This is a genomic window from Xanthomonas sp. LMG 8993, assembly GCF_009835065.2.
Taxonomy (GTDB): domain Bacteria; phylum Pseudomonadota; class Gammaproteobacteria; order Xanthomonadales; family Xanthomonadaceae; genus Xanthomonas; species Xanthomonas arboricola.
The window spans coordinates 44,546-58,775 of record NZ_QVIF02000006.1; the positions used below are offsets into that span (position 1 = coordinate 44,546).

The following is a 14,230-nucleotide window of genomic DNA, read 5'->3' on the forward strand; positions in this document are numbered from 1 at the left end:
CGGCGACACCCGCGGTCCGGCGCACAGGCGCATTTGTCCAGTGCCGGCCTGAAGCCCTCACCACCGGTTGCGCGGCAGGCCGGTGGACACCGGCGCTTTCCGCTAAAATGCCGGCTTTCCTTTGCCGTTGCCCGTCATGCACCTGTCCCTGCTGAAAGCCAAGATCCACCGCGCCACCGTCACCCATTCCGAGCTCAATTACGAAGGCTCGATCGCCATCGACGGCCTGCTGCTGGAAGCCACCGGCATCCGTGAGTTCGAACAGGTGCATATCTGGGACGTCACCAACGGTGCGCGTTTCAGCACCTATGCCATCCGCGCCGACGAAGGCAGCGGCATCATTTCGCTCAACGGCGGCGCCGCGCGTCACGTGCAGGTCGGCGACCTGATCATCGTGGCCGCCTTCGCCAGCATGAGCGAAGCCGAAGCCGAGACCTTCAAGCCCAATCTGGTATATGTGGACGGCAACAACACGATCACCCACACCAACCACAGCATCCCCACGCAGGCCGCATGACACATACCAACGGATTCGACGCGCTTCACGCCCACGCCCAGCGCCTGCGCGGCGCTGCCATCCCCGCATTGCTTGCCGCCGAGCCGCAACGGCCGACGCAATACGCCAGGCAGGTCGGTCCGTTGTATTTCAATTTCGCGCGGCAGAAGTACGACCGCGCCGCGCTGGATGCCTTGTTCGCCATCGCGCGCGAGCGTGACCTGGCCGGCGCGTTCCAGCGCCTGTTCCGCGGCGAGCAGGTCAATGTCACCGAACAGCGCGCTGCATTGCACACCGCATTGCGCGGCGACCTGACCGATGCGCCGGTGGCCTCCGAAGCGTATGCCACCGCTGCGGAAGTCCGCCAACGCATGGGCGCGCTGATCCAGCAGCTGGAAGCCACCGACGTCACCGATATCGTCAGCGTCGGCATCGGCGGTTCGGACCTGGGGCCGCGGCTGGTGGCCGATGCCTTGCGGGCACCGTCGGGTGCGCGTTTCCGCGTGCATTTCGTCTCCAACGTCGATGGCGCGGCGATGCAGCGCACGCTGGCCACGCTGGACCCGGCACGCACCGCCGGCATCCTGATTTCCAAGACCTTCGGTACCCAGGAAACGCTGCTCAACGGCAGCATCCTGCACGCCTGGCTGGGCGGCAGCGAGCGCCTGTACGCGGTAAGTGCCAATCCCGAGCGCGCTGCCAAGGCCTTCGACATCGCACCGAGCCGCGTGCTGCCGATGTGGGACTGGGTCGGTGGGCGTTATTCGCTGTGGTCGGCGGTAGGTTTCCCGATCGCCCTGGCGATCGGCTTCGAGCGTTTCGAACAATTGCTGGAAGGCGCTGCGCAGTTCGACGCGCATGTGCTCGACACGCCACTGGAAGAAAACGTCGCCGTGCTGCACGGCCTGACCGCGGTGTGGAACCGCAACCTGCTCGGCAGCGCCACGCATGCGGTGATGACCTACGACCAGCGCCTGGCCCTGCTGCCGGCCTATCTGCAGCAGCTGGTGATGGAAAGCCTGGGCAAGCGGGTCAAGCTCGACGGTTCTGCAGTGGACAGCGACACCGTGTCGGTGTGGTGGGGCGGTGCGGGCACCGATGTGCAGCACAGCTTCTTCCAGGCGCTGCATCAGGGCACCAGCGTGGTGCCGGCCGATTTCATCGGCACAGTGCACAACGACGATCCGTATGCGGAGAACCACGTCGCGCTGATGGCCAACGTGCTGGCGCAGACCGAAGCGCTGGCCAACGGCCAGGACAGCAGCGATCCGCACCGCAGCTATCCGGGCGGCCGCCCAAGCACGGTGATCCTGCTCGATGCGCTGACCCCACAGGCGCTGGGTGCGCTGATCTCGATGTACGAGCACAGCGTCTACGTGCAGTCGGTGATGTGGGGCATCAACGCGTTCGACCAGTTCGGCGTGGAGCTGGGCAAGCAGCTGGCCAGCCAGTTGCTGCCGGCGCTGAAGGGCGAGTCGGCCGACGTGGCCGACCCGGTAACGCGCGAGCTGCTGGCCAAGTTGCGCGGCTGAGCCTGTCGCGCATCGATGGTGTCAGACGACGGGGCCTGCGGGCCCCGTTTTGTTTTTGGAGTTCCTGCGTGGCGATAAATTTGGGCCAAATAGCCAAATTTCCCAAAATGGGACGTTGGGAGTAGGCTGAAGCTACCACAGCGCGCAGGACCGTCCCATGTCTCGCCTCCAGGATCTGCCCGAGCTCGAAAAATCCCCCGCCGCCGACATCAAGGTGAAGGGCTGGCCCAGCCTGATGCGCAAGGTGCGCTCGCATGGCGCAGTGGTCATCACCAACCACAATCACCCCGAGGCGGTGGTGGTGGACGCGGAGGAATACCGCCGGCTGGTCAGCCAGGCAAGTGCAGCGACGGCCGCCTCGACGCGCGCGCAGTCGCTGCAGGCATTGCAGACCAGGTTCGATGCGCATCTTGCGGCGGTGACCGATGGCGCAGGCCTGGCCCAGGTGATCGGCAAGCCGGCACGCCGGGGCAGCAAGATCGCGCTGGGGCCGTCGCTCTAAATCGTGGGGAACATTCTGGTGCTGGCCGGCGTCAACGGCGCCGGCAAGAGTTCGCTGTTGGGCAGCCTGCTGCGGGAAGACGGCGCCACCTGGTTCAACCCGGATGCGTTCACCCGGGACCTGGTGGAGCAGGGCTGGTCACCCGAAGACGCCAATGCACAAGCCTGGCAGGAAGGCGTGCGGCGACTGCGTCAGGCCATGGACGCCGGCCATGACTATGCGTTCGAAACCACCCTGGGCGCGACCACCATCCCGCGCCTGCTGTGGCAGGCCTGCGCGACGCACACGGTGGCGGTCTGGTTCTGCGGCCTGTCGAGCGTCGAGCTGCATATCGCACGTGTGGCGGCGCGCGCGGCCGCTGGCGGGCATGCCATCCCCGAGCACAAGATCCGCGAGCGTTACGATGCCTCGCGTGCCAACCTGATCGCGCTGTTGCCGCACCTGTCGGTGCTGCATGTCTACGACAACAGCGCGCCTGCCGACGCGACCGGGCAGGTCGCGCCGCTGCTGGTGCTGGAACTGGACCGCAATGGCCTGCAATACCCGCAAACGCCCGAAGAACTGGCGCAGGTGCCCAATTGGGCCAAGCCCATCGTGATGGCGGCGCTGGAGTTGCGGCAGCCCTGACCGCGCTCAGGCACTTGCGGTCTGATCTGCTTCTCGCGCCCAGGTGTGCTCCTACCGGCCTAGCGACAGCAGCGAGAACGCCACGCTGCACGTTCGGCCTCACCCGTAGGAGCGCACCGGGGCGCGACAGGCCATACCGATAAAGCTCCTCGCGCCCAGGTGCGCTCCTACCGGCCTTGCGACAGTAGCGAGACGCCATGCTGCACGTGTCGGCCTCACCCGTAGGAGCGCACCTGGGCGCGACAGGCCATACCGGTAAAGCTCCTCGCGCCCGGGTGCGCTCCTACTGGCCTTGCGACAGTAGCGAGAACGCCACGCTGCACGTGTCGGCCTCACCCGTAGGAGCGCACCGGGGCGCGACAGGCCATACCGGGAAAGCTCCTCGCGCCCAGGTGCGCTCCTACTGGCCTTGCGACAGCAGCGAGAACGCCATGCTGCACGTGTCGGCCTCACCCGTAGGAGCGCGCCGGGGCGCGACAGGCATACCGGGAAAGCTCTTCGCGCCCAGGTGCGCTCCTACTGGCCTTGCGACAGCAGCGAGAACGCCACGTGGCACGTGTCGGCTGCAGCGTCACGCAGCGCTGTAACTGCAACGGCGGCGCTTACGCCTTGCCCAGCTTCACCGCCACCGGGTCGCCGGTGAGATAGCCCACCGCTGCACCGAAACGGTTCTTGTAGTTGGCGCGGATCAGCGGATCCAGCGTGGCCTTGACGGTGTCGTGCAGGGGGCTTTCCCAGTCGCCGGGATGCTGGAAATTGCTCATCACGTAGGTCCAGCCGTGGATCTGGTCGACCGCATGCAGGCCTGTGGATTCGGCGCCGGCCGGCACCGACAGCACCCGCGTCAGCGTGCCGCTGTCCACGTTGTAGGCCCACAGGAAATTGTTCACGTGCAGGCTGCTGTCTTCGCCGATGAACAAGGTGCGCAGCGCTTCGGAGAACTTGAGGTTGTCCGGGTTGGCCAGCCGTTCCGGGTCGGCCAGGTTGCCCAGCGCGTCGGCCTTGGCCAGATCGTGGCCGGTGAGCGCGGCCGGTGCGGCCATGTCGATCGGCACCCAGTCGCTGTGGATCGGCGCGCCGTGGTTGTCGCGCTGGCCGCCACGCAGATTCAGGGCGTACACCGCACCCGCATCCGGGCCTTCCACCTTCACGTCGCCCGAGCCGTTGCGCATGCTGGTGACGATGTAGGACATCGCCATGTAGGCGATCTTGTCGCGCGCGTTGACGGTTGTGCCTTCGAGCTTGGTGAAACCCAGGCTGCCGCCGGCCAGCGCCGCGTAGCGATGGGTTTCCAGATAGGTCGCCGCCTTCTCCATGCCCGGCTTGATGCGGATCCAGTTGAAGGTGCCGTTGAACGGGATCTTGGTAAACGAGGCATCGCTCGGGTCGCTCAGATGCACGTCGAGGATGTCGGCGGCGGTCAGGCGGTCGGCCATGGCCTGGATCTCGGCGCTGGTGGCGTGGCCGAGCTTGATCCAGCGCAACGTGGCCGCGCCCGGGCCCACGCCCGAGGTCTGCTGCCACTTGCCCACGTACAAGGTGCCGGCCGACAAGTCCGCCTTGCGGTCGGCGATGAACATGAAAAGACCGCCATTGGTGGCGTCGTCGCCCATCAGCACGGTGCGCTGGTCGGGCATCACCTGCACCAGCTCGTGCGAGATGCGGCCCAGGCAGTAGTGCTTGCGCACGCTCCCGGTGCCGTCCGGGTGCACGGTGATTTCGGGCAGGTGGCCGTAGTGGTACGGATTGGCTTTTTCCGGGTCGCCGTACAGATGCGTGCTGTAGCTGCGGAACTGGGTGTTGCCGGCCAGCGCGGTGGCGTCGGGTTCGTACTCTTCGCTGGACAGGTGGGTATTCCACGGCGACAGGCTGGCGCCGCAGGTGGTCCACAGCCCGTGCACCGGCGCGGTGTCGACGTTGTGGTATTTCACCAGCGACAGCTTGCCGGTGGCCGGGTCCTGATCCAGCGTCAGCACCGCGATCGGCGCGGGCAGGTGGCGGTTAGTGTCGTTGCCGGCCTGGTCGCGGGTGGTGTATTCGAACTGCACCACCGCAAATACATGGTTGCCCTTGACCCCGGGCACCTTGGCATCGGGCAGGGTCAGCAGCGAGGAGCCGTCCGGGCAATCGGAAAAGAACGGGCGTTCGGCACCGGGTTTGGAGCGGTCGATGATCGGCCGATGCTGGATGTCGTAATAGCCACCGGCCAGCACGGTGCCACCCTTGCCGTCGGGCACCTGGTCGCCGGTGACGAAGAACGGGTGGTACGCAAGCGCATAACGCTGGGTGCTGCCGTCGCTGCGCGCCACCGTCAGCGCCGACCCCACCGTGGTGGTGGCCATCGCCGCGGGGTTGGCCAGGCTGGGTGCGGGCATGCCATGGAAGGTGGCCGACACCAGCTGGGTCGGGTTGTCCGACGGCCGCAACGGGTGTGCGGCCAGTGCCGCGCCGCCGAGGTGTTGCAGGGCGGCGGCGCTGGCGCTGCCCAGCGGCAACAGCGGGACGGACGCCAGCAACTGCATCAGGCGGCGGCGGGCGGGATCGGGGGAGGCAGACATCGAAACTCCAGGCAAAGACGGCGATCAACGATGGCCGGTGGCGCATCGGCAAGCCGGTCACGCTAGGCCCGAGGTATGACAGTTGTTTGACGGCGAGCTCACCCGTTGGCGGGCGTTCGTACACGGTGCAACAAGCGAACCCAGCAGCGCGCGTGCAGGTGACAGGAGCTGCGCAATGGTGATCGCGGACAGTGGTGCATTGCAGCAAACTGCGCCGCCGCGAAAGACCAAGCGCCACGCCGGATTCGGCGCTTTGCCGTGGTTTGACAGGTGCTGCCGGTATTCCAAGCCTATAGCCCGGGCCAATAAGTTGGCCGGCGTTTGGCATACAAGCGCGTGTTGTTGACAGGGTAGGGGATTCACGCAAGCGTACGCCGCCTAATGGCCTGCGGCGTCACGCATCGCCGTGGGGAGAACCACCTGGAGACCTGGATCTTGGACAAGCTGCTTCGTCGTACCGCCGCGCCCGTGGCGCGTCGTGCCCTCTCTCTGGCCACCGCCGCAGCGGTGCTGATGCTGGCCGCCTGCCAAGGCAAGGACACCGCTGCCGAGGCGAGCAAGACCGCACCGGCCGCCGCACCTGCCGAGGCGTCCACCACGATCCATCCCGACCAGTGGCCGTCGCCGAAGTGGCCGTTCGCCCAGGACCAGGCCCTGGAGCAGCGCATCACCGATGTGATGGCCAAGATGAGCGTCGAAGAGAAGGTCGCGCAGACCATCCAGGGCGACATCGCCAGCATGACCCCGGACGATGTGCGCAAGTACCGCATCGGCTCGGTGCTGGCCGGCGGCAATTCCGATCCAGGCGGCAAGTACGACGCCAGCCCGGCCGAGTGGTTGAAGCTGGCCGACGCCTTCTATGAAGCGTCGATGGACACCTCCAAGGGCGGCAACGCGATTCCGATCATCTTCGGCATCGATGCGGTGCACGGCCAGAGCAACATCGTCGGCGCCACGCTGTTCCCGCACAACATCGGCCTGGGCGCCACGCGCAACCCGGAGCTGATCAAGCAGATCGGCGAAGTCACCGCCGCCGAAACCCGCGTCACCGGCATGGAGTGGACATTCGCGCCGACCGTGGCGGTGCCGCAGGACGACCGCTGGGGCCGCAGCTACGAGGGCTATTCCGAGTCGCCGGATGTGGTGGCCAGCTTCGCCGGCAAGATGGTTGAAGGCGTGCAGGGCGTGCCGGGCACCCCGCAGTTCCTCGATGGCAGCCACGTGATTTCCTCGGTGAAGCATTTCGTCGGCGACGGCGGCACCACCGACGGCAAGGACCAGGGCGACACCAAGGTGTCCGAAGCCACCATGCGCGATATCCACGCGGCCGGTTACCCGCCGGCGATCGCGGCCGGTGCGCAGACGGTGATGGCCTCGTTCAACAGCTTCAATGGCGAGAAGATGCACGGCAACAAGGTCATGCTGACCGACGTGCTCAAGGGCCGCATGAACTTCGGCGGTTTCGTGGTCGGCGACTGGAATGGCCACGGCCAGGTCAAGGGCTGCACCAACGAAAACTGCCCGGCCTCGTTCATTGCCGGCGTCGACATGGCAATGGCCTCCGACAGCTGGAAAGGTATCTACGAGACCGAACTGGCGGCAGTGAAGTCGGGCCAGATCTCGGCCGAGCGGCTGGACGATGCGGTGCGCCGGATCCTGCGCGTCAAGCTGCGCCTGGGCCTGTTCGAAGCCGGCAAGCCGTCCAAGCGCCCGCTCGGCGGCAAATACGAATTGCTGGGCGCGCCGGAACACCGCGCGATCGCCCGCCAGGCGGTGCGCGAGTCGCTGGTGCTGCTCAAGAACCAGGCCGGCATCCTGCCGCTGGATCCGAAAAAGCGCGTACTGGTGCTGGGCGACGGCGCCAACGACATGGGCAAGCAATCCGGCGGCTGGACGCTGAACTGGCAGGGCACCGGCACCAAGCGCAGCGACTATCCCAATGGCAACACCATCTGGGAAGGCCTGGACAAGCAGATCAAGGCCGCCGGCGGCAAGGCCGAGCTGGCAGTCGATGGTGCGTACAAGACCAAGCCCGACGTGGCGGTGGTGGTGTTCGGTGAGAACCCGTACGCCGAGTTCCAGGGCGACATCGCCACCCTGCTTTACAAGCCGGGCGACGAGAGCGAGCTGGCGCTGATCAAGAAGCTCAAGGCCGAAGGCATCCCGGTGGTGGCGGTGTTCCTGAGCGGGCGTCCGTTGTGGATGAACCAGTACATCAACGCCGCCGATGCCTTCGTCGCCGCCTGGTTGCCGGGTTCGGAAGGCGAGGGCATTGCCGACGTGCTGCTGCGCAAGGCCGATGGCACGGTACAGAACGACTTCAAGGGCAAGCTGAGCTTCTCCTGGCCCAAGACCGCGGTGCAGTTCGCCAACAACGTCGGGCAGAAGGATTACGACCCGCAGTTCAAGTTCGGCTTCGGCCTGACCTACGCCGACAAGGGCGACCTGGCTGCGTTGCCGGAGGAATCGGGCGTGTCCGGCGAGCAGTCGGTGGGCGGGGTGTACTTCGTGCGCGGCAAGCCGGCACTGGGCATTGCGATGCAGCTGTCCAATGCCGGCCAGGCCAACATGCCGGCCACCACGCTGCCGGTGGGTCTGTCCGATGGCAGCCTGAAGATGACCGCGGTCGACCACAAGGCGCAGGAAGATGCGCGGCGCCTGGTCTGGTCCGGTGCCAAGGCCTCCAGCGTATTGCTGGTGTCCGGCAAGCCGGTCGATGTCTCGCGTGAGAGCAACGGCGATGTGCAGTTGCAGCTGACCGTGCGCCGCGACAGCGCAGTGACTGCGCCGGTGTGGCTGGGCGTGGGCTGTGGCGACAAGTGCGGCGGCCGCGTCGATGCGCAGAAGACCCTGGCCGCGCTGCCGCAAGGCCAGTGGAAGGTGGTGGGCGTGCCGTTGAAATGCTTCGCAGTGGCCGGTGCGGATGTGACCAAGCTGACCCAGGTCGCCAGCATCGAAAGCGCTGCAGCGCTGGACCTGTCGGTGTCGAAGATCGCGCTGGGCGCGCTCAACGAAGCTGAAGTCACGCTCGACTGCCCGGTCAAGTAGGCAGCACGCCCGCAGGCGCGCTTGCGGGTATGCCCAGGTAACAACCCCATACATGCGTCGCCGGCCCCGGCGATGTGTCAAAGCGGCCACCCTCAGCGGTGGTGTCATCAGCCGCCGCGGGACGCGCGCGTCGATCGGCCGGGACGGCCTGCAGCTGCGGTTCGCCGCGCTGCTGTCACGCACGCAGTGCGGGCGGCGGCAGTCTGCAGACCTGTCCGGTCCACGACGCTCAGCCCAGAGCCAGACAGGAGAGTGCAGTGGGTTTGGCGACGTTGGATATCGTGATTGTGCTGGTCTATCTGACCGGCATCTTCGTGCTCGCGCAGTGGGTCTCGCGCGAGAAGGCAGGTCACAGCAAGAGCGCCGAGGATTACTTCCTGGCCAGCAAGTCGTTGCCGTGGTGGGCGATCGGCGCCTCGCTGATCGCCGCGAACATCTCGGCCGAACAGATCATCGGCATGGCCGGTTCCGGTTATGCGATCGGCCTGGCGATCGCCTCCTACGAGTGGATGGCGGCGCTGACGCTGCTGATCGTGGGCAAGTTCTTCCTGCCGATCTTCCTGCGCAACGGCATCTACACCATGCCGCAGTTCCTGGAACAGCGGTACGGCAAGTGGATCCGCACCCTGATGGCGGTGTTCTGGCTGCTGCTGTACGTGTTCGTCAATCTCACCTCGATCCTGTGGCTGGGGTCGATCGCGGTCAGCCAGGTCACCGGCATGGACCAGACCCTGGCCCTGGCGTTGATCGGCGTATTCGCGCTGGTCTACCAGCTGTACGGCGGTCTTAAAGCGGTGGCCTTGACCGATATCGTGCAGGTCACGCTGCTGGTGCTGGGCGGCCTGCTGGTGGCCGGGCTGACCCTGGCACGGATCGGCGACGGTGCCGGCGTGCTGGCCGGCTTCAAGCACCTGTGGACTGCGCACCCCGAGCACTTCCACATGATCCTGAGCAAGGACAACCCGTTCTACAAGGACCTGCCCGGCCTGAGCGTGCTGCTGGGCGGTCTGTGGGTGATGAACATCAGTTACTGGGGTTTCAACCAGTACATCATCCAGCGCGCGCTGGCGGCCAAGAACATCGGCGAGGCGCAGAAGGGCATGGTGTTCGCCGCGTTCCTGAAGCTGCTGATGCCGTTGGTGATCGTGGTGCCGGGCATCGCCGCGGTGGTGCTGGCGCCGGACCTGGCCAAGCCCGACCAGGCCTATCCGACCATGATGCAGCTGTTGCCGACCGGCATCCTGGGCCTGGTGTTCGCGGCGCTGGTGGCGGCGATCGTGGCCTCGCTGGCTTCAAAGATCAACTCGGTGGCGACGATCTTCACCCTGGATTTCTACGCCAAGTTCCGCCCGCAGACCGAGCAGAAGCAGCTGGTGCGCGTGGGTCGCATCGTGGCCATCGTAGCGGTGGTGATCGGCATCCTGACCGCGCGGCCGCTGCTGGGCAACTTCGATCAGGGCTTCCAGTTCATCCAGGAATTCACCGGCTTCTTCACGCCTGGCGTGGTGGTGATCTTCATGCTTGGCCTGTTCTGGAAGCGCGCCAACGAGGCCGGCGCACTGACCGCGGCGATCGGCTCGGTGGTGCTGTCGTTCGCGCTCAAGTTTGCCTGGCCGGAATTGCCGTTCATGGACCGCATCGGCGTGGTGTTCGTGGCGGCGCTGGTGCTGGCAGTGCTGGTGTCGTTGATGACCGCGCCCACCCAGGCACGCGACCTGATCCGTACCGACGATGTGGCCTACGGCACCACGCTGGGCTTCAAGGTCGGTGCGATCGGGGTGGTGGTGATCCTGGTCGCGCTGTATGCGGTGTTCTGGTAATCGCCCAGCCAGTCCGCTGAAATTGGTTGTGCGCACGCGGCGCGACACTCAGGTGTCGCGCCGCGTGCGTTTTGGCTGCTGTGCTGCTTCCGCTTACACCCGCGCCGCGGCCAGGCTTGCGGCGAGCAGATTGACCGGCGCTTCCAGCTGCTCATGCCACGGCGTCTGCAGCCAGGTTTCCAGTGCGGCCGCCGGCATCGGCTTGGCGATCCAGTAGCCCTGACCTTCGTCGCAGCCCCAGGTGCGCAGCTGCGCGTAGGCCTCCGCCGACTCGATGCCTTCGGCGACCACGCGCTGGCCCAGGCTGTGGCCGAGCTGGATCATCGCCGGCACCAGGGTGCGGTCGGTGCGGTTGTCCGGCAACGAGCGGATGAAGGACTGATCGATCTTCAACGAGCTGGCCGGCAGCTGCTTGAGATAGCTGAAATTGCTGTAGCCGGTGCCGAAGTCGTCGATGGCGATATGCACGCCCAGCGCCGCGATGGCCGCCAATTGCTCGGCCAGATGCTCGGGGTGGCGGATCATCGCGCTTTCGGTGAATTCGATCTCCAGCCGGCGCGGATCCAGGTTGTGGCGCTCCAGGCCACGCCGCAGCAGGCCAACGAATCCGGGCCGGTCCAGATCGGCGGCCGACACGTTCAGTGCCAGATTGAAATCCAGGCCCTGTTGCTGCCAGCGCGCGGCCTGGGCAATGCCGTTGTCGATGACCCAGGCGGTAATGCGGTTGATCAACGCGGTTTTTTCGGCCGTCGGCACGAAGTCGGCGGGCATCACCGGGCCGATCATCGGATGCTGCCAGCGCAGCAGCGCCTCCACTCCGACGCAGCGGTGATCGTGCAGGTCCACGCGCGGCTGGTAGTGCAGGCGCAGTTGGCTGGCGCTGTCCAGCGCGGCGGGCAGGGAAGCCAGCAGGCGGAAGGTGTTGCGCTGGGCCACGTCGTGCTTGCGCTCGTACATGCTCCACGGCACGCCACGTTCGCGCGAGATGTCCACCGAGGTGGTCAGCGAGCGGATGGTGTCGGCCGCGCCATAGCTGGTCTGCAGCGAGACCGCGCCGATCGAGGCCACTGCGGTATGCGGAATGCCCTGATGTTCCAGCGTCTCGGCAAAGGCCTTGGAGACCTTGGTGCACAGCGCGGACAGACGCTGCGTTTCGGCCTGGGCCAGAAAGCCGAAGGTGGTCGGGTCCAGCCGATACAGCGCGGTGCCGGCGGGCAGATACGCTGCCAGCCGACGCTGCGCGATCGCCACATAACCGTCGGCATAATCCCAGCCTAGCGCCTTGACCATGTCACGGAAGTAATCGCTGCCGCAGATGTCGACCGCCACCGCGGTAGTGGCCGGCGCGCTATCGCGTTGCGACAGCCAGGCATCCAGGTCTTCGGCAAAGCGCGACCGATTGGGCAGCCCGGTCGGTCCGTCGCGGTAGGTGGTGCTGCGCAGGTTTTCCACCCGCAGCACCGCCAGGTCGCGCAGGCCTTCCAGTTGGGTGATCGCTTCGGCGTCCAGGCCCGGACGCGGGCTTGTCCCGATCACGCACAAGGTGCCGATGCGGTGGCCGTCGCGCAGCGTCAGCGGCGCGCCGGCGTAGAAGCGGATGAAGGGTGGCCCCAGCACCAGCGGGTTGTCGCAAAAGCGCGGATCCAGTTGCGCGTCGGGCACTACCATCACCTCGGGGGCACGGATCGCATGCGCGCAGAACGCCTGGTCGCGCGGCGTTTCCTGCGGTTCCAGGCCGATGCGGGCCTTGAACCACTGACGATGCTCATCCACCAGCGACACCAGCGCGATTTCTGCGCCAAGGTTGCGGGCGGCCATGGCGGCGATGGTCTCGAACACCGGGTCCGGCGGCGAGTCCAGCAGGCACAGGCCACGCAGGACGGACAACCGGGTCGACTCGTCGACCACGGGCGGAAGAGGGGAATTGGCAGGAGCAAGCACGGATTGCATGTGCTTCTATCGGCCTGAAGCGTAATCCCTTGATCGACGCTGCTAGGTGGCGTTCAGTTGAGGCGGCATTGCCGCGCGATGGCTGCGCCAACGCCGCTGCAGGGACAACAGCGGTGCGATGGCATCAGGCCACAGCATGACGAGGCGGCCTACGCGCCAGGTCGACGGTCGCTCTGACTCACGCGTCATGCGTGATGTAAGCAAACGTGCGGCGTCGTGGTCGGCGCTGGCGCACGACCGCTAAACATTGCCGCCCCCTCGCCGATGACTGAGGGTGCGCCTGCCTTGTCCCCCACAACAACGTAATCGTTCAGCGCACTTGTTTCGGCGCTTGTTCGATATGTGACAGGGGTTGCATCGGCTGGCACGTCAAATTGACACAGTGTTCACGCGCACTGTGAGTTCCGCCATCGCTCGTCCTCCTCCCCTCTGTCTGGAAAAATCGATCGTGAAATCACCGTTGTCTCGTTTTGCCCACCGCATGCTGCTGGTCGTTGCAGGCCTAGCAGTGTCGTCTGCCGCGCACGCGGGGCTGTCGGTGTCCGGCACACAACTGCGTGAGTCCAATGGCAACACCGTGGTCCTGCGTGGCGTCAATCTGCCGCATGCCTGGTACGCGAGCCGCACCGACGCGGCCCTGGCAGCCATCGCTGCCACCGGCGCCAATAGCGTGCGCGTGGTGCTCAGTTCCGGTTATCGCTGGAACCGCACGCCGGAGGCCGAGGTGTCGCGCATCATCGCGCGTTGCAAGAGCCTGGGCCTGATCGCGGTGCTGGAAGTGCACGACACCACCGGCTATGGCGAAGACGGCGCTGCCGCTGGCCTCGCCCACGCTACTGCGTACTGGACCAGCATCCGCAAGGCGCTGATCGGCAACGAAGACCAGGTCATCGTCAACATCGGCAACGAGCCGTTCGGCAATCAGTTGAGCGCCAGCGAATGGGTCAACGGCCATGCAACCGCAATCGCCGCATTGCGCAAGGCCGGATTGACTCACGCCCTGATGGTGGATGCGCCGAACTGGGGCCAGGACTGGAAGTTCTACATGCGCGACAACGCTACCGCGTTGCTGGCGCGCGACAGCCGCCGCAACCTGATCTTCAGCGTGCACATGTACGAAGTGTTCGGCAGCGATGCGACGGTCAACAATTATCTGCGCGCCTTCCGCGATAAAAAGCTGGCGCTGGTGATCGGCGAGTTCGGTGGGGACCATCGCGGCGCGCATGTGGACGAGGCAGCGATCATGCGCCGTGCCCGCGACTACAACGTCGGCTATCTGGGCTGGTCGTGGTCGGGCAATGACAGCAGCACGCAATCGCTGGATATCGCAATCGGCTGGAACGCCACGCGCCTCAGCAGCTGGGGGCGCAACTTGATCCTCGGCGCCGATGGCATCACCGCGACCTCGCGCAGGGCGAGCGTGTTCGGGCCACGTTGAGAGTGAAGCCCTGAAGCCAGCGTATTTGGTTTTTCGGGATGGGTGGATAGTTAGCTGCGGAGCTGCCGATCTGCGGCTTGGCTGCCGGGCTCTTGCCCGCCCACCATCGCAGGACACGCCGCAAGTACGTCCTTGTAGGCTCTTACGCGGCATCCATGCCGCGTAAGGTCCCGCGACGATGGGCGGGCAAGGACCAGTCGAGCTGGTCGGTATGCATGGTTTTCAACAAAACAGCCGGCAACCGGTGCGGTGTCCTCGC

General features: G+C 66.0%; 9 protein-coding genes. 7 read left to right on the forward strand and 2 right to left on the reverse strand.

The annotated features are described in order from the left end of the window. The first annotated feature begins 136 nt into the window (after window positions 1-136). The 4 genes from panD (at window position 137) to DYQ94_RS12630 (ending at window position 3,157) form a co-directional block, all read left to right on the forward strand. On the forward strand, window positions 137-517 hold the full coding sequence (gene panD / locus DYQ94_RS12615; RefSeq protein ID WP_039527638.1) for an aspartate 1-decarboxylase: 381 nt from the start codon (window positions 137-139) through the stop codon (window positions 515-517). Continuing rightward, entirely contained in the window at window positions 514-2,028 is a 1,515-nt protein-coding gene (pgi, locus tag DYQ94_RS12620) for a glucose-6-phosphate isomerase (protein WP_054593045.1), read from the forward strand. The genes panD and pgi overlap by 4 nt, the downstream gene beginning before the upstream one ends. A gap of 157 nt (window positions 2,029-2,185) precedes the next feature. After that, window positions 2,186-2,530: a type II toxin-antitoxin system prevent-host-death family antitoxin gene (locus tag DYQ94_RS12625; RefSeq protein WP_126966407.1), complete on the forward strand. Its 345-nt coding sequence runs from the start codon at window positions 2,186-2,188 to the stop codon at window positions 2,528-2,530. A 3-nt stretch (window positions 2,531-2,533) separates the two neighbouring features. Next, on the forward strand, window positions 2,534-3,157 hold the full coding sequence (locus DYQ94_RS12630) for an ATPase (protein ID WP_126966406.1): 624 nt from the start codon (window positions 2,534-2,536) through the stop codon (window positions 3,155-3,157). Window positions 3,158-3,759: 602 nt separating this feature from the next. Here the strand turns inward: DYQ94_RS12630 and DYQ94_RS12635 are convergent. Continuing rightward, on the reverse strand, window positions 3,760-5,715 hold the full coding sequence (locus tag DYQ94_RS12635) for a PhoX family protein (RefSeq protein WP_126966405.1): 1,956 nt from the start codon (window positions 5,713-5,715) through the stop codon (window positions 3,760-3,762). A 435-nt stretch (window positions 5,716-6,150) separates the two neighbouring features. Here DYQ94_RS12635 and DYQ94_RS12640 point away from each other — a divergent pair, with 435 nt between their 5' ends. Together DYQ94_RS12640 and DYQ94_RS12645 are read left to right on the forward strand one after the other, a co-directional pair. Then, a complete protein-coding gene (locus DYQ94_RS12640) occupies window positions 6,151-8,763 on the forward strand; it encodes a glycoside hydrolase family 3 protein (RefSeq protein WP_104623391.1) in 2,613 nt (870 codons plus the stop codon). Between the two features lie 257 nt (window positions 8,764-9,020). Beyond that, a complete protein-coding gene (locus tag DYQ94_RS12645) occupies window positions 9,021-10,583 on the forward strand; it encodes a sodium/sugar symporter (protein WP_126966404.1) in 1,563 nt (520 codons plus the stop codon). Between the two features lie 93 nt (window positions 10,584-10,676). Here the strand turns inward: DYQ94_RS12645 and DYQ94_RS12650 are convergent, their stop codons facing one another. Further along, window positions 10,677-12,533 (reverse strand): putative bifunctional diguanylate cyclase/phosphodiesterase, encoded by a 1,857-nt coding sequence (locus DYQ94_RS12650; protein WP_160954871.1) that lies wholly within the window; start codon window positions 12,531-12,533, stop codon window positions 10,677-10,679. Window positions 12,534-13,014: 481 nt separating this feature from the next. Here DYQ94_RS12650 and DYQ94_RS12655 point away from each other — a divergent pair, with 481 nt between their 5' ends. Then, complete coding sequence (locus DYQ94_RS12655) at window positions 13,015-13,971, forward strand: cellulase family glycosylhydrolase (protein ID WP_126966421.1); 957 nt, start codon at window positions 13,015-13,017, stop codon at window positions 13,969-13,971. Window positions 13,972-14,230: the final 259 nt, after the last annotated feature.

Coding starts and splice junctions, on each gene's coding strand:
- panD (WP_039527638.1), top strand. CDS start 137: ATGCACCTGTCCCTGCTGAAAGCCAAGATCCACCGCGCCACCGTCACC.
- DYQ94_RS12625 (WP_126966407.1), top strand. CDS start 2,186: ATGTCTCGCCTCCAGGATCTGCCCGAGCTCGAAAAATCCCCCGCCGCC.
- DYQ94_RS12635 (WP_126966405.1), bottom strand. CDS start 5,715: ATGTCTGCCTCCCCCGATCCCGCCCGCCGCCGCCTGATGCAGTTGCTG.
- pgi (WP_054593045.1), top strand. CDS start 514: ATGACACATACCAACGGATTCGACGCGCTTCACGCCCACGCCCAGCGC.
- DYQ94_RS12650 (WP_160954871.1), bottom strand. CDS start 12,533: ATGCAATCCGTGCTTGCTCCTGCCAATTCCCCTCTTCCGCCCGTGGTC.
- DYQ94_RS12655 (WP_126966421.1), top strand. CDS start 13,015: ATGCTGCTGGTCGTTGCAGGCCTAGCAGTGTCGTCTGCCGCGCACGCG.